This is a genomic window from Arthrobacter sp. zg-Y877, from assembly GCF_030373105.1.
Taxonomy (GTDB): domain Bacteria; phylum Actinomycetota; class Actinomycetes; order Actinomycetales; family Micrococcaceae; genus Arthrobacter_B.
This window is the reverse complement of sequence record NZ_JAUCPU010000001.1, coordinates 638,713-660,436: the sequence shown is the minus strand read 5'-3', so window position 1 is coordinate 660,436 and position 21,724 is coordinate 638,713. Positions and strand designations below refer to the sequence as shown.

The following is a 21,724-nucleotide window of genomic DNA, read 5'->3' as shown; positions in this document are numbered from 1 at the left end:
GTGTCCACCGCAGACTCCCTGGTCGCCCCCGGACCCGATCCCGACGACAAAGCCATCGAAGCCGCGCTGCGGCCGAAGAACCTGGACGACTTCGTGGGACAGAAGCGCGTCCGCGAACAGCTTTCACTGGTGCTCGAAGCGTCGAGGCTGCGCGGCCGCAGCGCGGACCACGTGCTGCTCTCCGGCCCTCCCGGCCTGGGAAAAACCACCCTGTCCATGATCATCGCCGCGGAAATGAACGCACCGCTGCGGATCAGCTCCGGCCCGGCCATCCAGCATGCCGGCGACCTTGCGGCCATCCTGTCCTCCCTGACCGAGGGCGAGGTGCTGTTCCTGGATGAAATCCACCGCATGTCGCGGCCGGCCGAGGAAATGCTCTACATGGCCATGGAGGATTTCCGCGTCGACATCATCGTCGGTAAGGGTGCCGGTGCCACCGCCATACCCCTGGAGCTGCCGCCGTTCACCCTGGTGGGTGCCACCACGCGCGCCGGTCTCCTCCCCGGGCCGCTGCGTGACCGCTTCGGCTTCACCGGCCACCTGGAGTTTTATTCGACGGACGAACTCGAACTGGTGCTGCGCCGCTCGGCCATGCTGATGGACATGAAGGTCAACTCCGCAGGCTTCGCCGAGGTCGCCGGACGCTCACGCGGCACCCCCCGAATTGCCAACCGGCTGCTGCGCCGCGTCCGCGACTGGGCGCTGGTCCACGGGATCGAGCAGATCGACGCCCGCGCGGCCGGGGCCGCCCTGGACATGTACGAAGTGGATGTCCTCGGACTGGACCGGCTGGACCGGGCCGTCCTCACGGCGCTGATCACCAAGTTCAACGGCGGACCTGTAGGGCTGTCCACGCTGGCGATTGCTGTCGGCGAGGAACCGGAGACGGTGGAGACAGTGGCTGAGCCCTATCTGGTCCGCGAAGGGCTGCTCGGCCGGACCCCGCGGGGCCGGATCGCCACCCGTGCCGCCTGGGAACACCTGGGGCTCCGGATGCCGGAGAACGTCGCGGCGGCGATGCCGGAGAACATGTTTTCCGGCCCCGGGACAAACACCGCATCCACCCCGGTGGACTAGGCCCAACCGAAACTTAACCACCGCTGTCTGCGTTTCCCTTTAGACTGGCCCTAGTGCACGGTCCCGGCATCACGCCCGGACCCGCCTGACCCTTCCCCGACAGAAACAGGAACCATCCACGTGAATCCCGCTGATCTCTTTATCCCTCTGCTGCTGGCAGTCTTCGTCATCATGATGTTCCGCAAGCAGAAGAAGACGACGCAGTCGGTGGCCCAGCAGCGCGCCCAGATGCTTCCGGGTACCGAGGTCATGACCCAGTTCGGGCTTTTCGGCCGGATCGTGTCCGTGGACCAGGAAGAGAACAAGGCCGTGCTTGAGCTGTCCCCGGGAAACACCGCCACGGTGCACCTGCAGGCACTGACCAAGGTCGTCACCGTGCCCGCAGAAGAAAAAGACGAAGAAGCAGCAGCTCCTGTCGAAGGCGCCACAGTGGTCCCCGACGACGCTTCCTCCCTCACTCTCGGCAAGAACGACGACGCCGCCCGGGACAGCGCGCAGGACGAGACTCCTGAAGAAACACTCAAGCGCCTGAACCGCGACGACAAAAAAGAGAACTAGACTCTCCACGAGCTAAGCGGGGCATCGGTGCCCCGCTTACCCGCCGGGCCGGCTGACGGTTCCGGTGATCCTCGCCCTTAAGGAAAATTCCCTATGCCCCGTACCGGCCCCGCCTCGGCCGCGAAAAAGACGCTCCTCTGGTTGGGCGTCATTTTTGCTGCCCTGGCTCTTTTGCTTGGCGGTGGCTCCATGTGGAGCAACGCCAGCTGGACCCCGAAACTCGCCCTCGACCTCGAGGGCGGCACGCAGATGATCCTGGCTCCCGAAGTGCAGGGAGGTGACTCCGAAATCACCACCGAGCAGCTCGACCAGGCTGTGGAGATCATCCGCCAGCGCGTGGATGGCAGCGGTGTCTCCGAAGCGGAGATCAGCACCCAGTCCAACCGGAACGTCGTGGTTTCGCTGCCCGGCGTCCCCGATCCCGAAACCCGCGAACTGATCCAGGCCTCGGCGAACATGGAGTTCCGTCCGGTCCTGGCCGGCGGCGGGGGACAGGGTGCGGCGGTTACGGATCCCACTCCTGCCGAGCAGCTGCCCACACCGACGGCGGAACCCACTGATGCCTCGGACCAGAACTGGATAACACCTGAGCTGCAGACGCAGTTCGAAACCACGGACTGCCTGAACCCGGACACAGTCGCCAATGCCGAGCAGGCGCCGGCGGACCAGCCGATGGTCGCCTGCGAACCCGGCACCGCCGGCAAGTACATCCTGGGACCGGTGGAAGTTCCCGGCGTGGACATTTCCACCGCCAGCTTCGGCATGGCCCAGGGAAACAACGGCGCTTCCACCGGCCAGTGGGCCGTGAACATTGAATTCAATGGAACGGGCACTGATAAGTTCCGCGATGTCACTGAGCGGCTCTTCGCCTTCCCTGAAGGCGACCCGCGTAACCAGTTCGCCATTGTCCTGGACGGCCAGATCATTTCGGCCCCCACCGTCAACGCCGTCATCACCGACGGTAAGCCGCAGATCACCGGCAACTTCACGCAGGAAAGCGCCGAGGCACTGTCCGAGCAGCTGAAGTACGGCGCCCTGCCGATCAGCTTCGAGATCCAGAGCGAACAGCAGGTCTCGGCAACCCTCGGTTCGGACCAGCTCCGGATGGGCATCATCGCCGGCCTGATCGGCCTGGCCCTGGTGGCCGTCTACTCGCTGTTCCAGTACCGCGCACTGGGCCTGGTCACCATTGCTTCGCTCGTCGTCGCCGGTCTGCTGAGCTACCTGGCCATCGCCATCCTGGGCTGGAGCCACAACTACCGCCTCTCGCTGGCGGGTGTCGCCGGCCTGATCGTCGCCATCGGACAGACCGCGGACTCGTTCATCGTCTACTTCGAACGCATCCGCGATGAGCTCCGGGACGGACGCGGCCTGGTCTCCGCCGTGGACAACGGATGGAAGCGCGCCAAGCGCACCGTCCTGGCCTCCAAGGCCGTGAACATCCTCGCCGCCGTCGTGCTGTACTTCGTGGCGGTCGGCAACGTGCGCGGGTTCGCGTTTACCCTGGGCCTCACCGCCATCGCCGACCTCATCGTGGTCTTTATGTTCACGCACCCCACCATGGTGCTGCTGGCCCGTACCCGGTTCTTCGGCGAGGGGCACCGGTTCTCCGGCCTCGACCCGCGCCGTCTGGGTTCGGTGCCGCTTTACCGCGGTGCCGGCCGCCTCCGCGACCCTGCCGAATCACCGGCTGCGCGCGGCAAGAACAAGGGTGCAGCGAAGGAAGCCGAACGGCGGATGACCATCGCCGAACGCAGGCTTGCCGAAAAATCCATGGCCGGCTCCGGCCGCAGCTCTGAAAAGGACGGCGAGTAATGAGTAAGCTTCCCAGTTTCGCCGCATTCGGCAATGACCTGTACAGCGGAAAGCGGTCCTACAACTTCGTGGGCAAGGCCAAGCTGTGGTTCCTGATCGCAGCAGCCGCCGTGCTGCTGTCCATCCTCATTCCAGTAGCCAAGGGCGGTTTTAACCTCGGCATCGAGTTCCGCGGCGGCTCCGAGTTCACTGTCTCCAACGTGGCCAATACCGATGTCAGCGGCGGCGAGAAGGCCGTGACCGGGATTGCCGGCACCGCCGACCCGCGGGTGACCAATATTGCCCCCGGCACGATGCGGGTGCAGACCGAGAAACTGAGTGACGACGAGACCATCGAGGTCAAGGAGTCGCTCGCAGAGACCTACGGCGTCAGCCAGGACGAGGTCACGTCCACGTTCATCGGCCCCACGTGGGGCAGCGACGTGAGCCGGCAGGCCCTGGTTGGGCTCGTCGTCTTCGTGGCACTGGCCGCGGTGCTGATGGCCCTCTACTTCCGGACCTGGAAAATGTCGGTGGCCGCCGTCGTCGGATTGCTGGTGGTCATGGTGGTTACCGCAGGCGTCTACGCACTGAGCGGTTTCGAAGTGACGCCGTCGGCAATCATCGGTTTCCTTACCGTGCTCAGTTACTCGCTCTACGACACGGTGGTGGTCTTCGACAAGGTCCGGGAAAACACGAAGGACCTGGACAAGCGGACCCGGCGGACGTTCGCGGAGGAAGTGAACCTGGCCGTGAACCAGACCCTGGTCCGGTCCATCAACACTTCCGTGGTGGCCGTCCTTCCGGTGGCCTCCATCCTGTTCATCGGAGCCCTGCTGCTGGGCGCCGGCACCCTGAAGGACCTGTCCCTGGCACTGTTCGTGGGCATCATCCTGGGCACCGTCGCGACCATCTACATTGCCGCGCCGATGTACGCCTGGCTGCGCCGCAACGAACCGGACATCCGTAAGCAGGCCAAGCGGGTGGCCGAACGCCGGGCAATGGAAGCCAAGAGCCCGGCGGTGGCTGAAGCCTAGCCTCAGCCCCGCCGTGCCCCGCCGGTTCCGTATTCCTTGGGAAAGGAGTGCGGAACCGGCGGTTTAAGTGCGGTGCGGGCAGGCTTAGACTGGTTGACGGGAGCCGCACCGCGCAGCAGCCGGCAATACAACGTTTTGAGCACCTGCTTTGAAAAGCATGGAAGAAAGGTCGTCAGTGGCCAACAGTGCAACGCCTGCCGATGAGGCTGGAAACAACGGGACCACGGGGATCGAGCCGGGGACCGAGAGCACCGCAGCCAGTGAAGCTGCGGCGCGGGATGCTGCCGCGGGTAAGTCCGACGCACTGCTGCCGGTGCCCGGCCCGGCCAAGACGCCCGCGCAGGTGAAGGTTGGCAGTGGAGCGGGACGTGCGCCGTCGACCGGCCGCCGCGCCTCCACACGCGCCCGGCTCGCCCGGCTGGCCGGCCGGGGCAACCCGGAGTACTCGCCGATGCTCGAGCCGCTGCTGCGCACGGTACGGGTGAATAACCCCAAGGAAGACCTGGACCTGATCCAGCGCGCCTACGTGGTGGCCGAACGCAGCCACGAGGGGCAGAAGCGCAAGAGCGGCGACCCGTACATTACGCATCCGGTTGCCGTGGCGACCATCCTGGCGGAGCTGGGCATGACGGGCACCACCCTGGCGGCGGCGCTGCTGCACGACACGGTGGAGGACACCAGCTACACCCTCGACGAGCTGCGACGGGATTTCGGTCCCGAAGTGGCCATGCTGGTTGACGGCGTCACGAAACTGGACAAGGTCACCTTCGGCGACGCCGCGCAGTCGGAAACCGTGCGCAAAATGGTCGTGGCGATGGCCAAGGACATCCGCGTGCTGGTGATCAAGCTCGCGGACCGGCTGCACAACGCGCGTACCTGGCGTTTTGTCTCGCCGGAATCGTCGGCCAAAAAGGCCCGCGAAACCCTGGAGATCTTCGCCCCGCTGGCCCACCGCCTGGGCATGAACACCATCAAGTGGGAACTGGAGGATCTTTCCTTCGCCGCGCTGCACCCCAAGGTCTACGACGAGATTGTCCGGATGGTCGGGGACCGGACGCCGGAGCGGGAGAAATACCTGGGCACCGTGCGTTCCCAGATCGCCGACGACCTGCACGCCGTCAAGATCAAGGCCACCATCACCGGCCGGCCCAAACACTATTACTCGATCTACCAGAAGATGATCGTGCGGGGCAAAGACTTCGACGACATCCATGACCTGATGGGCGTCCGCGTCCTCGTGGACTCCGTCCGGGACTGCTACGCCACCCTCGGCGCCCTGCATTCGCGGTGGAACCCCCTGCCCGGGCGGTTCAAGGACTACATCGCCATGCCCAAGTTCAACATGTACCAGTCACTGCACACCACGGTGATTGGTCCGGGCGGCAAACCGGTGGAAATCCAGATCCGCACACACGACATGCACCGGCGGGCCGAATACGGTGTGGCGGCACACTGGAAGTACAAAGACGGCAGCAAGGGACCCGAAGCCCCCGATGACATGGGGTGGCTGCGCAGCCTCGTGGACTGGCAGCAGGAAACCTCCGACCCGGACGAGTTCCTGGACTCCCTGCGGTTCGAGATCAACGCGCGCGAAGTGTTTGTCTTCACCCCCAAGGGCGAGGTCATGGCCCTGCCTGCCGGTTCGACGCCGGTGGACTTCGCCTACGCCGTCCACACGGAAGTGGGGCACCGGACCATCGGTGCCCGCGTCAACGGAAAGCTGGTGCCGCTCAACAGCGAGCTGCAGCACGGCGACTGGGTGGAGATCTTCACATCCAAGGCCGAAGGCGCCGGGCCCAGCCAGGACTGGCAGGGCTTCGTCAAGAGTCCGCGTGCCCGGAACAAGATCCGCCAGTGGTTCACCAAGGAACGCCGCGAAGAGGCGATCGAAAAGGGCAAGGACCTGCTGACCCGCGGCATGCGCAAGCAGAACCTGCCCCTGCAGCGCCTGATGACGCATGACGCGCTGGTCGCAGTGGCCGAGGAACTGCACCACCAGGACATTTCCGGCCTGTACGCGGCGGTCGGTGACGGCCATACCTCCGCGCAGAACGTCATCGAGCACCTCGTGAACCTGATGGGTGGACACCAGGGGGCCGAGGAGGACCTGGCCGAAACTCCGGTGGCCACGGCCGCCCGGCGGCCCAAGTTCACCGACTCCGGCGTCACGGTGCGCGGCACCGGCGACGTGTGGGTCAAGTTGGCCCGCTGCTGCACGCCTGTTCCACCGGATCCCATCATCGGGTTTGTGACGCGCGGCTCGGGGGTTTCCGTGCACCGCAGCGACTGCCGCAACGTGCAGGAGCTGCGGGCCACGCCGGACCGTATTGTTCCCGTGGAATGGGCGCCTACCCAGTCCAGCGTGTTCCTGGTCGAAATCCAGGTGGAGGCACTGGACCGCAAGAGCCTGCTCTCGGACGTGACCCGGGTCCTTTCCGAGAACCACGTCAACATCCTCTCCGCCAGCGTGAACACCTCCAGCGACCGTGTGGCCATGTCGAAATTCGTTTTCGAGATGGGGGACCCGAAGTACCTGAGCCACATCCTCAGCGCCGTCCGGAAGATCGACGGCGTGTTCGACGTGTACCGGACCACCGGGTCCCAGCGCCGCAGCTAGCCGTCCGGGTCGTTACGGTGCGGCGGCAGCGGCAACGGCTACGCGGTCCATCGCGGCGGCCTTGCCCGGCACCCGGTGGCCTGCGGCCAGGGCGCGGAGCACGAGGTCCAGACGGCAGCCCAGGTCCGGATGCGCCGCGAGGCGCCGCAGGGTAGGCACCGCGTCGGAGCTGCCGGTGTGCAGCGCGACGTCGACGGCGGTCCGCAGCGGCGACGTAACGGACACTGTGCCTACCTCCACCCGGTCGGCGGGCCCGAGCAGCACCTCGTGGAGGATTGCGGTGCTGAAGGGCGGCAGGGCACCGGTGCGGCTGCGGCGGTCCGCCAGCACGTCGAGCCGTGCCGGACGGGGCGCGCAACCGAAGATCCAGGCTGCGGTCATCCTGCCGAAGGTGAGCCGGCGGCGAAGCTGCTGGGGCAGTTCGGCTGACGCTGCGAGGGCACGGACCACCGGGTCCGGCCGGACATCCCACCGCACGAATGTTCCCGCATAGACGTGGCGCAGCAACCCGTCCATCGTCATTGCCTGGAGTTCCTCATGCCGGAAGACCCCGCCGGCCGTGAACAGCGCGCCGCCGGTGGACGTGACCTGGGGGAGGGCGCCGGGAGAGGGAAACAGCTGCACGGGCATGGGCACCAGCATGTGGAGTCCGGCGGCAAAGCGAAAGCCCCGGCCCGCCCGCTGTGGAAAACGGGGGACCGGGGCTTTGCCGTGGAGTCAGGGCCTAGGCGAAGTCCTGCGCCGACTTCTGCAGCATGGCCAGCCACTGCTGACGGGCTTCGAGGGCGTCGCGGGCATCCGCGATCTTTTTCGCGTTGCCGGCCTTCTCGGCGTCGGCCAGGTCCTGCTCGAGGGAGGCGATGGTCGCTTCCAGCTGGGATAGGGCCGAATTGGTGCGGGCCTTGGTCTCCGGGTTGCTGCGCTGCCAGTGCTCATCCTCGGCGGCCTTCACGGCTTCCTCGACCTTGCGGATGCCTGCCTCCATGCGGCCCATGTCCGCCCGCGGCACCTTCCCGGCGTCTTCCCAGCGTTCCCGGATGGACTGCAGCGCCTTGCGGGCGGCAGCCAGGTCCGTGACCGGCAGCAGGGCCTGGGCTTCGCGGAGCAGCTCTTCCTTCACGACCAGGTTCGCAGCAAATTCCTCGTCAATAACCTCGTTGGCCGCCTGGCGTGCGGCGAAGAACTTGTCCTGGGCTGCACGGAAGCGGGCCCACAGGGCGTCGTCATCCTTGCGGCTGGCCCGCTTGGAAGCCTTCCACTCATCCATGAGCTGCCGGTATTCCGCGGCGGTGTTGCCCCAGTCGGTGGAGGTGGCCAGTTCCTCGGCGCGGGCGATCAGGGCTTCCTTGGCGGCCTTCGCGGACGTGTTTTCGTTGTCCAGCTGCGAGAAGTAGGCACGGCGGTGGCGGTCGAAGACCGTACGGGCCGAGCGGAACCGCTTCCAGAGGCTGTCCTCTGTACCGCGGCCCAGACGCGGGCCGTTCTTCTGCGCCGTCTTCCAGGCATCGAACAGCTCGTTCATCCGGTTGCTGCTGGTTTTCCACTGGATGGTGGCCGGGTCCTTGGCGGCGATTTCCTCCGCCTCGGAAACGATGGCCTCGCGGGCGGCGAGTTCACGGGCCTTGGCGGCCTCGGTTTCGGCCCGCTCGGCGGCTTCGGCTTCCTTGAGCGAGGCTTCGAGCGACGCGATGCGGGCGTCGAGCGCCTTGATGTCGCCCACCATCTTGCGGTCGGCCACCTGCTCGGCCAGATGCTTCAGGGTCTTGTGGATGTCTGCGGCGGGGGCCTTGAGCTGCATCCGCTGTTCCAGGAGCAGGAGCTGGCTGGCGACATCGTCGTACTTCCGAACGAAGTAGGCCAGGGCTTCTTCCTTGGAGGCATCGGGGAGCTGGCCGACGGCGGTTTCCTCGCCCTCAACGATCAGGAAGACGTGGCCGTCCTCCTCCACACGTGCAAAGCGGGCGGCCTCTTCCAACGGGGTGGAGTGGGCTGCCGGAACGGCAACCACCGGCTTTGCCGCGGCACCTACCGCTGCGGGGGAGGGCCGGCGCGCCGCGAGGGCTGCGGGGCTCGGAGTGGCAGGACTGGACGTTTCCGTGGACGCCTGGTCTGCTGTTTCGTCGGATTTCTGACTGTCTGTCACCGCTAAAAGTCTTTCACTCGATGGATGGCAGTTTGCGAAGCCCGCGCCGCCGTTTAGTTCAGGGTGAACGAGCTGATCGTCACCGGGTCGTTCGGAGAGCCGTCGGTCTTCCCGGAGTCAATGCCCTGGGAAGCAATGGCTTCCAGTACGTCAAGACCTGACGTTACCTTACCCATTATCGTGTAGCCGCCGGTTTCCTGCGTTATCGTCGAATCCTTGTAAACGATGAAGAACTGTGTGCCGTGGCTCATGACGTCTTCGCCGCGGGCCACGGCAATCGTGCCCGCCGGGTAGAAGCCGTCGGCCGGCGTATTCTCCACCGGTCCCCACTGGAAGTCGGGGTCCGCCTGGCCGTCTCCGGTCTCCGACCCGCACTGCAGTACAGACATGGACTCAGTGGCGGTCATCCGGTGGCAGGACTTGCCGGCGAAGTAGCCCTCGTCCGCCAGCGTCTTGAAGACAGCCGCGGCCTGCGGTGCGGCGCTCCCGTCCAGTTCCACACCGATCTCACCCTGCCCCAGGGACAAGGAGCCGGTGAACGTCTTCCCTTCGGCGAGCGACGGATCCGGCACCTCCCGTACGTCCGCGACGGCGGCCTGTTCGCGCAGCAGCGCCAGCTCCTCGGCAGAGGGGTTGGAACCGAACCAGCTCACCTGCAGGGCAACGGCAAGGGCCAGGACGGCGGCGGCTGCGGAGGCGGCGAAAACGTTGTCACGCTTCCGGCGGGCGGTGCGGGCGGCGGCAAACGCCCGGCGGGCTTCCATCCTGGCCACGCGGCGCTTGTCCTCGCGGCTGGTGCGGCTGGTGCGGTGTGCGGCCACCGGTGCCTCCTGTGTTGGGTCGGGACTGGTCGGTCGGAACGGGGCACCCGCGCGCCTGAAACGGGGGCTGCGTCCAAGTTCGCTAAAATGAGTGCCGCACATAGTTTATGCACGCCCCGCGTGCACTTTGGCCGGGCGGGTATTGCCTGTGCCTTTTCCGCCCACCTAAGGAGTCTGCCACCATGGCACGCAAGGCCTCACTGTCCGGTTTCCCCGAATGGCTACCGCAGGAGCGCCTGGTTGAACTCCATGTCCTGGACGTCCTGCGCCGGACCTTCGAGCTGCACGGCTTCTCCAACATTGAAACCCGTGCCGTGGAGACGGTGGGCCAGCTGCTGCGCAAGGGCGAGATCGACAAGGAAGTCTATGCGCTCAGCCGCCTGCAGGCGGAGGAAGGCGAGGCATCCGGCAAGGAAGATCCCAACCAGCTCGCCCTGCACTTTGACCTGACCGTGCCGTTTGCCCGCTACGTGGTGGAGAACGCCGGCCACCTCTCCTTCCCGTTCCGCCGCTACCAGATCCAGAAGGTCTGGCGCGGCGAGCGTCCCCAGGAGGGCCGCGCCCGCGAGTTCACCCAGGCGGATATCGATGTGGTGGGCGACGGCGACCTGCCGTTCCGGTACGACGTCGAGCTGGCGCTGGTGATTGCCGAAGCCCTCGGCGCCCTGCCGATCCCGGACTTCAAGATCCGGGTCAACAACCGCAAGCTGGCCGAAGGCTTCTACCGCGGCATCGGCCTGGACGACACCGCCGGGGTGCTGCGCAGCATCGACAAGCTGGAGAAGATCGGCGCGCAGCGCGTGGCTGAACTCCTGCAGGAAGAACTCGGTGCCACCCCGGAGCAGGCGGAAGCCGCCCTGAAACTGGCCTCCATCCGTACGGAGGACACCTCGTTCGTGGAGCAGGTGCGGGCCCTGGGTGTGTCCAACGACCTGCTCGAGGAAGGCCTGGACGAACTGTTCCAGGTCATCAGCGAAGCCTCCCGCCGCGCACCGGGCCGGGTCCTGGCGGACCTCAGCATTGCCCGCGGACTGGATTACTACACCGGGACCGTCTACGAAACGGTTCTGGTGGGTCACGAAGCGCTCGGCTCCATCTGCTCCGGCGGCCGCTACGATTCCCTGGCCAGCAAGGGCAGCCGCACCTTCCCCGGCGTCGGACTCTCCATCGGCGTCACGCGGCTGGTGATGCGTATCCTCAGCCAGGAATTCGCGCAGGCTTCACGCAGTGTACCCACCACCGTGCTCCTGACGCTGGCCACGGACGACTCCTGGTCCGAGGCCCAGGACACCGCAGCCCAGCTGCGCAGCCGCGGCATCTCCGTGGAAGTGGCACCCAAGGCGGAGAAGTTCGGCAAGCAGATTAAGTTTGCCGACCGGCGGGGCATCCCGTTCGTCTGGTTCACCGCCGAAGACGGCAGCCACGAAGTCAAGGACATCCGGACCGGTGACCAGGTGCCGGCCGATCCCGCGCTCTGGACTCCGCCGGCCGAGGACCTCACCGTGCAGGTGACCCCGGTGCAGGTGCCGTCCGCCTAGCGGAAGGCAACCGGGCCGGCGCCGCATTACTGGCAGGCGATGGCGGTCCACGGCGCAGGAACCCTAGGCTTGAACCATGGCCGCCAACCTGCTTCCCACTCCGCCCTGCGCCGAGCTCCACCTGCACATCGAGGGAACGCTTGAGCCGGAGCTGATCTTCGAACTCGCCGCGCGTAACGGCATCGACCTGCCCTATCCGGGGCTGGAGGACCTCCGCGACCGTTACCGGTTCACGGACCTGCAGTCCTTCCTGGACCTCTATTACTCCAACATGGATGTGCTGCGTACCGAGGCGGACTTCACCGACATGACCCGGGCCTACCTGCGCCGGGCAGCAGCGGGCGGCGTACGGCATGTGGAAATGATGATGGACCCGCAGGCGCACCTGATCCGCGGAGTTCCGCTGGAGGTCTCGGTCGGCGGCGTGTGGGCGGCCTTGTCCCGCAGTGAGGAAGAGTTCGGCATCTCCACGGAGCTGATTGCCGCGTTCCTGCGCGACCACCCCGTGGCCGACGCGCTGGAGGTGCTGGACGAACTGCTGGCCATGGATGCCCCCATCATCGGAATCGGCCTGGACTCCGCGGAAGTGGGGAACCCGCCGTCGTCGTTCATCGAACTGTACCGGCGTGCCCGGGAGGCAGGGCTGAGGACCGTAGCCCACGCGGGTGAAGAGGGCCCGTCCACCTACATCGAACAGGCGCTGGACCTGCTTAAGGCGGACCGCATCGACCACGGGATCCGCTGCCTGGACGATCCCGAACTGGTGAAGCGGCTGGTCCGAGGGAAGGTGCCGCTGACCGTCTGCCCGCTGTCCAACGTGCGGCTGCAGGCGGTGGCGCGCCTGGCCGATCATCCCTTGCCGCGGATGCTCGAGTACGGCCTGAACATTTCCGTGAACTCGGATGACCCGGCGTACTTTGACGGTTATGTGGACGAGAATTTCCGTGCCGTGCAGGAAACGTTCGGATTCAGCCGTACGCAGCTCGCCCTGCTGGCCGCCAACTCGATCAACGCTTCGTTTGCGTCCGCCGGACGACGTGCCGAGCTGCTGGAGGAAGTCCGCGCGTGGGAGGCAGCCGGCGCCTAGGCAGGCCTAGAACGGCGGCGGGGTCCGTTGGGTCCGCGGCCGGCGGAAACTCAACCGGACCACGAGCCCCGCCACCAGGACGATCAGGGTCAGGCTGATGGCTACCGGGGGCAGCGCAAGGGCCAGCAGCAGCGCCCCCAAGGCACCGGCCAGGTTCAGGACCCGGGGTGCGTAGCGCGTGCGGTCCTTCAGTGTGAAAGCACACACGGTGGTGATGGCCGCGTAGAAGAGCAGGGCGAACGAAGCCATCCCGAGCAGCGCGTCCACGTCGCCGAAGAAAACCAGCAGCAGGACGACGGCCGCTGCCGCGGCTTCGGCGGCCCAGGGGGTTTCCCCCGCTCCGAAGCGGGCCGGCCGGGACGCCGCGAAGAGGGACGGGAAATCCCGGTCGGCGGCCATCGCGGAGGCCGTCCTGCCTGCGGATTCCAGCAGCGACCACAGGCCACCGAGTGCGGCCGCGGTTACTGCGAGGACAAGGGCACCCGTACCTACGTTGGCGCCCACGCTCTGCATGGGGTCCAGCAGGGGAGCGGTCTCCGCGGAAAGGGCCGCGGCACCGTAGTAGGCCAGCATTGACTGCCCCATAAACCAATACAGCGTGAAGGCCACCGCAATGGCTGCCGGGATGGCGATCGGCAGGTTGCGTGAGGGATTGCGCACCCCGGAGCCGAGCGTGGCCAGCCGCGTGTAGCCGGAGAAAAGGAAGAACAGCAGACCCGCGGCCTGCAGCACCCCGGAGGGCGTAGCCTCTATCTCCGCTCCGACCCGCACCGGCTGGTTTGGTGCCTCATTGAAGAGCACCACCACGGTGAAGGCGAGGACGCCGAAGACAAAGGCCACGATGAAGCGGGTGGCCCAGGATCCGCGGTTCAGTCCCAGCAGGTTCACTACCAGCATTGCGACGACGGCGCCCGCCGCGCCGACCCGGGGATGCTCCGGAAAGACGTAGGCGCCGAACGCGATGGCCAGGACGGCGGAGGACAGCAGCAGCGACCAGAGCAGCGTCCAGCCGGAGAGGAACCCGCTGTACGGTCCCAGCAGGATCCGGGCGGCCGTGCGGGCCGTGGCATCTCCGCCCTGGTCCGCAGGCAGCCGGCGCGAGACGGCCCGGCTGAGCTGGAACGTGGAAAGCCCACACAGGAACGCCACAATGGCGGCTATCCCGAGGGCAGCGCCCACGGCAGGACCGGCGGCGGCAGCAGCCGGCGCGAAGGCGACGAAAGCACCTGCACCCACAATGGAGCCAAGGCCGGCAGTGGTGGCATCAAAGCCGCCCAGGGGAACACGCGGCTGGGTATTGCCGGACAACAGGCTTATCCAATCGGTAGGTACTTGGCGGGGAGGGGGTCGGTTCACCGGTAAACTCTGAAGGAGAACGTGTATTCACAATGGGCGGAAACAGTGGTTTCCGCAAGTTTCTCGAAAGGACAGCTGTGCTGCGCACTCATGCCCTTGGTTCCCTGAGGGCCGAGCATATTGGACAGACCGTTACTCTCGCAGGCTGGGTCGCCCGACGGCGCGACCACGGCGGCGTTGCCTTCCTCGACCTCCGCGATGCCTCGGGCGTGGCCCAGGTTGTGGTGCGTGAAGAGGATGTCTTCCACGGCCTGCGCAACGAGTACGTCCTGCAGATCACCGGCACCGTGCAGAAGCGTCCCGAGGGTAACGAGAACCCGGCGCTGGCCACCGGTGAAGTCGAGGTGATTGCGGACGACGTCGTTATCCTGAACACCTCCGACCCGCTGCCGTTCCAGATTGACGAGCACGTGGAGGTCGGCGAGGAAGCCCGCCTGCGCCACCGCTACCTGGACCTGCGCCGCCCCGCACCGGCCGCTGCCATGCGCCTTCGTTCCGAGGCCAACCGCATTGCCCGCGAACTGCTGCACGACGAGGGCTTCGTCGAAATCGAAACCCCCACGCTGACCCGTTCCACCCCCGAAGGTGCCCGCGACTTCGTGGTTCCGGCACGTCTTGCTCCGGGGTCCTGGTACGCCCTGCCGCAGTCCCCGCAGCTGTTCAAGCAGCTGCTGCAGGTGGGCGGCTTCGAGAAGTACTACCAGATTGCCCGCTGCTACCGCGACGAGGATTTCCGCGCCGACCGCCAGCCGGAATTCACCCAGCTGGACATCGAAGCCAGCTTCGTCGAAGAAGACGACATCATCGCCCTGGGCGAGCAGATCGTGAAATCGCTGTGGAAGCTGATCGGCGTCGACATCAGCACGCCCATCCCGCGCATGACCTACGCCGACGCCATGGCACGGTACGGTTCCGACAAGCCGGACCTGCGCTTCGGGCTGGAACTGACCGAACTCACCGAGTTCTTCAAGGACACCACCTTCCGCGTCTTCCAGGCCCCGTACGTCGGCGCCGTCGTGATGCCCGGTGGTGCCTCCCAGGCACGCCGCACCCTTGACGCCTGGCAGGAATGGGCCAAGCAGCGCGGCGCCAAGGGCCTGGCTTATGTCCTGATCCAGGAAGACGGCACGCTGACCGGCCCGGTGGCCAAGAACCTGACGGACTTCGAGCGCGAGAACCTCGCGGAGAAGGTCGGCGCCAAGCCCGGCGACTGCATCTTCTTCGGCGCCGGCGAAAAGAGCGAGGCACGCGCCCTGCTCGGTGCCGCCCGCGTGGAAATCGGCCACCGCACCGGCCTGATCGATCCCAAGGACTGGGCCTTCGTGTGGGTTGTTGACGCTCCCATGTTCGAGCCGGCCTCCGCCGCTGTCGCAGCCGGCGACGTCGCCGTCGGCGGCGGTGCCTGGACCGCAGTGCACCACGCCTTCACCTCGCCCAAGCCCGAGTTCATGGACACCTTCGACACGGATCCCGAGTCCGCAGTGGCCTACGCCTACGACATTGTCTGCAACGGCAACGAAATCGGCGGCGGTTCCATCCGTATCCACCAGCGCGACGTGCAGGAACGGGTCTTCAAGGTCATGGGCCTGTCGCAGGAAGACGCCCAGGAAAAGTTCGGGTTCCTGCTTGAAGGCTTCAAGTACGGCGCACCGCCCCACGGCGGCATCGCCTTCGGCTGGGACCGCGTCGTAGCCCTGCTGGCCGGCACCGACTCCATCCGCGACGTCATCGCCTTCCCGAAGTCCGGCGGCGGCTTCGATCCGCTGACGCAGGCTCCGGCGCCGATCACGCCGCAGCAGCGCAAGGAAGCCGGCGTGGACTTCAAGCCGGAAGCCAAGAAGGACAAGGAAGCACCCGCGAAGGAAGCATAGCCTCCAGCGCACAGTCGGTACCCGGTCGCACTGCGGCCGGGTACCGTGCGTTAACCCCGGTGCTGTAACCCTGAAGCGGGATGCACGCCTGCGCTGGACAGTCCGGCGGCACCCGATAGTGTTTGGGCATGAGAGATCGCTGGTTCAAGCAGGTGGACGTCTTCGGCACGAAGCCTTACTTAGGCAACCCGGTGGCCGTGGTGCTGGATGCGGAGGGCGTTTCCGACGCCGCCATGGCGTCCTTTGCCCGGTGGACCAACCTTTCGGAGACCACCTTCGTGCTGCCGCCCACAGAGAAGGACGCCGACTACAAGGTCCGCATCTTCACGCCCGGGGGAGAGATCCCCTTCGCCGGACATCCGACGCTGGGCACCTGCCACGCCTGGCTCGAAGCCGGCAACACTCCGCATTACCCCGGCGTCGTCATTTCCGAATGCGGGGTGGGACTGGTCACCCTCCACGCCTCCGCGGGGATGGCCGCGTTCGGGGCTCCGCCGCTGATCCGCTCGGGCGAGCTGGAGGAAGCCGTCCTGAAGCAGGCGGTGGAGGCCCTCGGCATTACCCGGGACCAGGTTTCGGCCTCGAACTGGATCGACAACGGTCCCGGCTGGCTGGGCCTGCTCCTGAAGGACGCGGAAACCGTGCTGTCCCTGACACCGGATGCAGCCGCCCTCGGATCCCTGGCCGTAGGTGTCATCGGACCGCAGGAAGACGGCGCCGAGACCGACTACGAAGTCCGCGCCTTCGCGCCGGGCCACGGCGTGCCGGAGGACCCGGTCACCGGCAGCCTCAATGCCGGGCTCGCCCAGTGGCTGATCGGAGCCGGCCTTGCGCCGGAACGCTACACGGTCACCCAGGGCACCGTCCTGGAGCGCTCCGGGCTGGTGCGGATCTTTACGCGGGACCGGCGGATCTGGGTCGGCGGGGAAACCACCACCTGCATTGACGGCACCGTCAAATTGTGACCAGCTAACAGTGTTTACGCTGAAGTCCCTCCCTTCCGCCGTCATCGGCGCCCCCATGGCAGGCGGGCCCTCCACACCGGCGCTGGCCGCGGCCGTCAGCAGCGCCGGCGGACTGGGTTTCCTGGCCGCCGGCTATAAGAGCGCCGAGGCCATGGCCGGGGAGATCACCCGGACCAGGGAGCTGACCGGCAAGCCGTTCGGCGTGAATCTTTTTGTGCCCGACGCCGCCAATACAGGCGGTGCGGGAACGTCGGGGCAGCTCGCTGCGGCCCTGGCCTACCGGGAGCAGCTGGCCCTGGACTATCCGCCGGAGCTGCTGCCGCTGCCGGACCCGGAGGACGACGACGACTGGGACGCCAAGCTCGACACGGTCCGCCGCCTGCAGGTGCCCGTGGTGTCCTTTACCTTCGGCCTGCCACGAAAAGACGTTATTACTGCACTGCAGGATGCGGGCAGCGCCGTCGCCGTGACCGTGACCACCGCGGAGGAAGCCGTCCTGGCCGTTGCGGCAGGTATCCGGATCCTGTGCCTGCAGGGGCCGGCTGCCGGCGGCCACCGCGGGACCTTCGACGCTGCGGCGGAACCGTCCGCGCAGCCGTTGGCCGGGCTGGTGCGTGAGGTGCGCGGCGCCGGGAGCGGTGTGGGTGCCGACGTCGAACTTATTGCCGCCGGAGGTATCCGCACCGCCGCGGACGTGCAAGCCCTGCGCGCCGAGGGCGCCGACGCCGTACAGGTCGGCACTTTGCTGCTGCTGACTCCGGAGGCGGGGACGGCCGCGGTGCACCGGGCTGCCCTCCAGGACCCGCAGTTTACGCAGACCGCCCTGACCCGGGCCTTTTCCGGCCGCACCGCCCGCGGACTGGCTAATCGGTTTATGGCGGAACATGCCGACGCTCCGGCCGCCTACCCGCTGGTCAACCAGATCACCAAAGCCCTCCGGGCGCAGGCAGCAGCTGCCGGGAACCCGCACAGCACCAGTCTTTGGGCCGGAACCGGCTACCGGTCGGCAGCGCCGGAACCCGCCGCCGCCGTGGTTGCCCGGCTGGGTGCGCAGCAGTAGCGGCGTCCGCCCTCAGGGCAGCGTGACCCGGATGAACACCGACGCCGCATCCCGGGCCGCCTGCGCCAGCACCGCCGCTTTCGGGTCGGCCACGTCCAGCAGCCGCAGCCGGGGCAGCCCGGCCCAGCGGGCAAACTCCCGGCGTCCGGCCACCTGCTGGGCCAGCATCCGGTCGCCGCCGAAAACCAGGTACTCGGGTGCAGAGCCGGAGAAGACCGCCGCGGCCTGTTCCGCGGCGGCGGCAGCCAGGGCATCGGCGGCGTTGGCCCGGCGGCTGTTGGATGAACCGCTCTTCGAGACCAGAACGCGGCCTTCACGCGCCACGCCCACGGCATAACCACTGCGGCGGACCAGCACCAGTCCCAGCGTCCGTGCCTGCCCGGTCAGAGACGCGAGGCGTTCGACGTCGTTGGCTCCCCGCCCGGGGCGCCCGTCGGCAGGCCATGGTTCCATCAGTTCAGCCACCGCGCCGGAAGCTGCCTGCACCCGGAGTCCGCCGTTTTCGGGCAGGAACTCCAGGGCGCCCTGGCTCGCCTCGAACCGTTCCAGCCAGCCGGGCAGCCGGTCCGCCGGAACATAGACGGTGCGGGAGGCAGGCATAGCCGGGGCTGCTTTCAACGAGAGAGGGGTGGACCAGCTCAGGTTACGGCACGAGTAGCCTTGAAGCGTGAATGGTTTGCCGGGGAATGATTTGTTCAGCGTTGACGGAGACGACGACGCGGAGTTCGACGACGCCGGGGACACCGCCGGCACGAGGATAAGGCCGCGCAGCCCCCTGGCAGTCCGGATGCGGCCGCGCACGGTGGACGAGGTGGTGGGCCAGCAGCACCTGCTCGGTCCCGGCTCGCCGCTGCGCACCTTGGCGTCCTCCGCCGATGAACGCAACCCCGCCGGCCCGTCCTCGGTCATGCTCTGGGGACCGCCCGGCACCGGCAAAACCACCCTGGCGCACGTCGTCGCCCGAGGCGCCGGACGAAAGTTCGTCGAACTCTCCGCCATTACCGCAGGCGTCAAGGACGTCCGCCGGGTCATGGAACAGGCACTGACGGACCGGGACCTGCATGGCGTCACCACCATCCTCTTCCTGGATGAGATCCACCGCTTCAACAAGGCCCAGCAGGATGCGCTGCTTCCCGGCGTCGAGAACCGGTGGGTGGTCCTCATGGCAGCCACCACCGAGAACCCGTCCTTCTCCGTGGTCTCCCCGCTGCTCTCCCGGTCGCTGCTGCTGACCCTGAAACCGCTGACCGAGGAGGACATTGCCGCCCTGCTCCAGCGCGCCGTCGAGGATGAGCGCGGACTGGCGGGCCGGGTCACACTCAGCGCCGAAGCGCTCGAGCACCTGGTCCGGCTGGCTGCGGGGGACGCGCGCCGCGGACTGACCGCGCTGGAAGCCGCCGCCGGCGTCGCCTACTCCGGGAAAAGTGACGACGAGGACATCCCCGAAGTCACGCTGAAGCACGCCGAAAAGGCACTGGACGTCGCGGCGCTGCGCTACGACCGGGCAGGGGACCAGCACTATGACATCACCAGTGCGTTCATCAAGTCCCTGCGTGGATCCGACGTCGACGCCGCCCTGCACTACCTGGCGCGGATGCTGGAATCGGGGGAGGACCCGCGGTTCATTTCCCGCCGCCTGATCATCTCCGCATCGGAGGACGTGGGCATGGCGGACCCGACGGCGCTGCAGACCGCCGTCGCCGCGGCCCAGGCCGTCCAGCTGATCGGCATGCCCGAAGGGCGGATCATCCTGGCCGAGGCGGTGGTGCATATTGCCACCGCACCGAAGTCCAACGCTGTCTACAACGGGATCAATGCGGCGATTGCCGATGTCCGGGCCGGACGCGGACAGGGCGTGCCTGCGCACCTGCGAGATGCCCACTACCCGGGTGCCAAACAGCTTGGCCACGGCAAGGGCTACGTATATTCACACGATTCACCGCACGGCGTCGCGCGCCAGCAGTACGCCCCCGATGACCTGGTGGGACAGAACTACTACGAACCCACCGGCAATGGAGTGGAACGCGACATCTCCGCCCGGCTTGAGCGGCTGCGGGGGATCATCCGGGGGGAGAAGTCCTGATCGTCCGTGTTAGCATTGATGGTTGACTGGCAAGCCCGGTGTCGATTTCGGCATCCGTGGCTGTAGCAGACGGCAGCGGTTGGCCGGAGCTCTCCCTCATGGAGGCCAGCATATTTCGCAGCAGTCACGGCACGCCTTACCGCCGTGGCCAAACCGCCAAACAGTGAAAGGTGAACGTGGCTAACAACACACGTGCACGCCGGCAGGCACGCGCATCGCGCGCCCTCGGCATTGCTTTGACCCCCAAGGCAGCAAAATACTTCGAGCGTCGGCCTTACCCCCCGGGTGAGCATGGCCGCGCCCGTCGCAAGCAGGACAGCGACTACGCGGTACGTCTGCGCGAAAAGCAGCGTCTGCGCGCCCAGTACGGCATCCGCGAAGCACAGATGACCCGTGTCTTCGAAGAAGCCCGCCGCACTGCCGGCCTGACCGGTGAAAACCTGATCGAGCTGCTCGAAATGCGTCTCGACGCACTCGTGCTGCGTGCCGGCTTTGCCCGCACGATCGCCCAGGCCCGCCAGCTGGTTGTGCACCGCCACATCCTGGTTGACGGCGCCCGCGTGGACCGCCCGTCCTTCCGCGTTTCCGAAGGCCAGCTCATCCACGTGCACCAGCGCAGCGAGACCATGACGCCGTTCCAGGTTGCCGCAGCCGGCGCCCACCGCGACGTCCTGCCCGCCGTTCCGGGTTACCTCGATGTATCCCTGGACAAGCTGCAGGCACGCCTCGTGCGCCGCCCGAAGCGCTCGGAAGTCCCCGTGACCTGCGAAGAGCAGCTCGTGGTGGAATACTACGCACGCTAATAACGGAAAACATTCCGTTTATAGAACAGCCCGCGGCCTTGTGCCGCGGGCTGTTTTGTTGTCAGGGCACATGCGGCGTACGTGGCGCACACGGCAAAAGTAAGTGCCGCGGCGCTGCAGTAGGTAAGGTACATACCGGGGTCTTTTGCCGTATCGAGGCGGGACACCCGGGCGGAACCGTTTCCGGGGATGCGAACCACGAATTTTTTGCGTAAAAGGAGTCCCATGTCGGGTGGAGATATAGCCGGTCTGATCGCGGCCGGTGTGTTTGCCGTATTGGTCGCGTTGCTGGCCGTTCCCGTCTGGAAACTGGGGAAGGTCTTTGACGAGATGCGCGGAGCCATCCGGACCCTCAGCGAAGAGACCACACCGCTGATCGACGAGGTCACCACCACGGTGTCCACCACGAACCAGCAGCTGCAGAAGGTCGACGGCATCTCCTCGAACGTCTCCGACGCTTCAGCCAACCTGTCGGCACTGTCCTCCCTGGTGGCCGCCACCGTCGGATCCCCGCTGATCAAGGTTTCGGCGTTCAGCTACGGCGTCCGCTCCGCCCTCGCTTCCCGCAGGACTGCGGGCCGCGGCCGGCGCAGCCGCTAAGTACGCCAGCACACCTCAACAACTACAGGAGCCAGCCATGATCAAGCGCGTATTTTGGATGTCCATCGGCGTCGCCATTGGCGTCATTGCCGTCCGCAGAGTGACCGAGGCAAAAACCACCCTGCGCCAGGCGGGGATCAACCGTGCGGTCGATTCCGCCGCGGGTGCCGTACAGAGCTTTGCCGAAGCCCTGCGCGAAGGCATGGGCCAGCGCGAAGGTGAACTGCGCGCCGCCCTGGGACTCGATAACACAGACAACGTGGCCGAGACCCTCAGGTCCACCCGCCGCTAAGCACCGGCGCCTGGTCGTCACC

General features: G+C 66.8%; 19 protein-coding genes. 14 read left to right on the top strand and 5 right to left on the bottom strand.

Translation table 11 applies throughout. The features are described 5' to 3' along the window. The 5 genes from ruvB to QNO03_RS03020 all read left to right on the top strand — a co-directional run bounded on the left by ruvB (position 1) and on the right by QNO03_RS03020 (position 7,083). Positions 1 to 1,077: a Holliday junction branch migration DNA helicase RuvB gene (gene ruvB / locus QNO03_RS03040; RefSeq protein WP_289601801.1), complete on the top strand. Its 1,077-nt coding sequence runs from the start codon at positions 1 to 3 to the stop codon at positions 1,075 to 1,077. Between the two features lie 120 nt (positions 1,078 to 1,197). Beyond that, complete coding sequence (locus QNO03_RS03035) at positions 1,198 to 1,635, top strand: preprotein translocase subunit YajC (RefSeq protein WP_289601799.1); 438 nt, start codon at positions 1,198 to 1,200, stop codon at positions 1,633 to 1,635. A 93-nt stretch (positions 1,636 to 1,728) separates the two neighbouring features. Further along, on the top strand, positions 1,729 to 3,450 hold the full coding sequence (secD, locus tag QNO03_RS03030) for a protein translocase subunit SecD (RefSeq protein WP_289601797.1): 1,722 nt from the start codon (positions 1,729 to 1,731) through the stop codon (positions 3,448 to 3,450). Next, positions 3,450 to 4,466, top strand: coding sequence for a protein translocase subunit SecF (gene secF / locus QNO03_RS03025; protein WP_229948594.1), 1,017 nt, complete (start codon positions 3,450 to 3,452; stop codon positions 4,464 to 4,466). The genes secD and secF overlap by 1 nt, the downstream gene beginning before the upstream one ends. Before the next feature lie 175 nt (positions 4,467 to 4,641). Then, positions 4,642 to 7,083: a RelA/SpoT family protein gene (locus QNO03_RS03020; RefSeq protein WP_502874537.1), complete on the top strand. Its 2,442-nt coding sequence runs from the start codon at positions 4,642 to 4,644 to the stop codon at positions 7,081 to 7,083. A 12-nt stretch (positions 7,084 to 7,095) separates the two neighbouring features. On the opposite strand, the gene QNO03_RS03015 is transcribed toward QNO03_RS03020, so the two are convergent. The 3 genes from QNO03_RS03015 to QNO03_RS03005 form a co-directional block, all read right to left on the bottom strand. Beyond that, a complete protein-coding gene (locus QNO03_RS03015) occupies positions 7,096 to 7,713 on the bottom strand; it encodes a hypothetical protein (RefSeq protein WP_289601796.1) in 618 nt (205 codons plus the stop codon). A gap of 94 nt (positions 7,714 to 7,807) precedes the next feature. Further along, positions 7,808 to 9,226 (bottom strand): DUF349 domain-containing protein, encoded by a 1,419-nt coding sequence (locus tag QNO03_RS03010; protein ID WP_229948589.1) that lies wholly within the window; start codon positions 9,224 to 9,226, stop codon positions 7,808 to 7,810. Between the two features lie 53 nt (positions 9,227 to 9,279). Continuing rightward, positions 9,280 to 10,047 (bottom strand): peptidylprolyl isomerase, encoded by a 768-nt coding sequence (locus QNO03_RS03005; protein ID WP_289601795.1) that lies wholly within the window; start codon positions 10,045 to 10,047, stop codon positions 9,280 to 9,282. Positions 10,048 to 10,229: 182 nt separating this feature from the next. Here QNO03_RS03005 and hisS point away from each other — a divergent pair, with 182 nt between their 5' ends. Beyond that, positions 10,230 to 11,585 carry a histidine--tRNA ligase gene (hisS, locus tag QNO03_RS03000; protein WP_229948585.1) on the top strand — a complete coding sequence of 452 codons (1,356 nt, stop codon included), beginning with the start codon at positions 10,230 to 10,232 and terminating at the stop codon, positions 11,583 to 11,585. Positions 11,586 to 11,661: 76 nt separating this feature from the next. After that, positions 11,662 to 12,672 (top strand): adenosine deaminase, encoded by a 1,011-nt coding sequence (locus QNO03_RS02995; RefSeq protein WP_289601794.1) that lies wholly within the window; start codon positions 11,662 to 11,664, stop codon positions 12,670 to 12,672. 6 nt (positions 12,673 to 12,678) lie between these two features. Here the strand turns inward: QNO03_RS02995 and QNO03_RS02990 are convergent, their stop codons facing one another. Beyond that, a complete protein-coding gene (locus QNO03_RS02990; protein ID WP_289601793.1) occupies positions 12,679 to 13,980 on the bottom strand; it encodes an APC family permease in 1,302 nt (433 codons plus the stop codon). A gap of 125 nt (positions 13,981 to 14,105) precedes the next feature. On the opposite strand from QNO03_RS02990, the gene aspS reads away from it, so the two are divergent. From aspS to QNO03_RS02975, 3 genes are all read left to right on the top strand, one after another. Further along, positions 14,106 to 15,899, top strand: coding sequence for an aspartate--tRNA ligase (gene aspS, locus QNO03_RS02985; protein ID WP_229948579.1), 1,794 nt, complete (start codon positions 14,106 to 14,108; stop codon positions 15,897 to 15,899). A 128-nt stretch (positions 15,900 to 16,027) separates the two neighbouring features. Continuing rightward, positions 16,028 to 16,864: a PhzF family phenazine biosynthesis protein gene (locus tag QNO03_RS02980; RefSeq protein WP_289601792.1), complete on the top strand. Its 837-nt coding sequence runs from the start codon at positions 16,028 to 16,030 to the stop codon at positions 16,862 to 16,864. Between the two features lie 10 nt (positions 16,865 to 16,874). Continuing rightward, positions 16,875 to 17,924, top strand: coding sequence for a nitronate monooxygenase (locus QNO03_RS02975; RefSeq protein ID WP_289601791.1), 1,050 nt, complete (start codon positions 16,875 to 16,877; stop codon positions 17,922 to 17,924). Between the two features lie 12 nt (positions 17,925 to 17,936). On the opposite strand, the gene QNO03_RS02970 is transcribed toward QNO03_RS02975, so the two are convergent. After that, positions 17,937 to 18,524, bottom strand: coding sequence for a Vms1/Ankzf1 family peptidyl-tRNA hydrolase (locus tag QNO03_RS02970; protein ID WP_289601790.1), 588 nt, complete (start codon positions 18,522 to 18,524; stop codon positions 17,937 to 17,939). A gap of 67 nt (positions 18,525 to 18,591) precedes the next feature. Here QNO03_RS02970 and QNO03_RS02965 point away from each other — a divergent pair, with 67 nt between their 5' ends. From QNO03_RS02965 to QNO03_RS02950, 4 genes are all read left to right on the top strand, one after another. Next, the gene (locus QNO03_RS02965; protein ID WP_289601789.1) at positions 18,592 to 20,007 is read left to right on the top strand and encodes a replication-associated recombination protein A; all 1,416 of its coding nucleotides are present in this window, start codon (positions 18,592 to 18,594) and stop codon (positions 20,005 to 20,007) included. Positions 20,008 to 20,183: 176 nt separating this feature from the next. After that, positions 20,184 to 20,810 carry a 30S ribosomal protein S4 gene (gene rpsD / locus QNO03_RS02960; RefSeq protein WP_146361840.1) on the top strand — a complete coding sequence of 209 codons (627 nt, stop codon included), beginning with the start codon at positions 20,184 to 20,186 and terminating at the stop codon, positions 20,808 to 20,810. A 225-nt stretch (positions 20,811 to 21,035) separates the two neighbouring features. Next, entirely contained in the window at positions 21,036 to 21,410 is a 375-nt protein-coding gene (locus QNO03_RS02955) for a DUF948 domain-containing protein (RefSeq protein ID WP_229948568.1), read from the top strand. A 37-nt stretch (positions 21,411 to 21,447) separates the two neighbouring features. Beyond that, entirely contained in the window at positions 21,448 to 21,702 is a 255-nt protein-coding gene (locus QNO03_RS02950) for a hypothetical protein (protein ID WP_231707476.1), read from the top strand. The last annotated feature ends 22 nt before the right edge of the window (positions 21,703 to 21,724 follow it).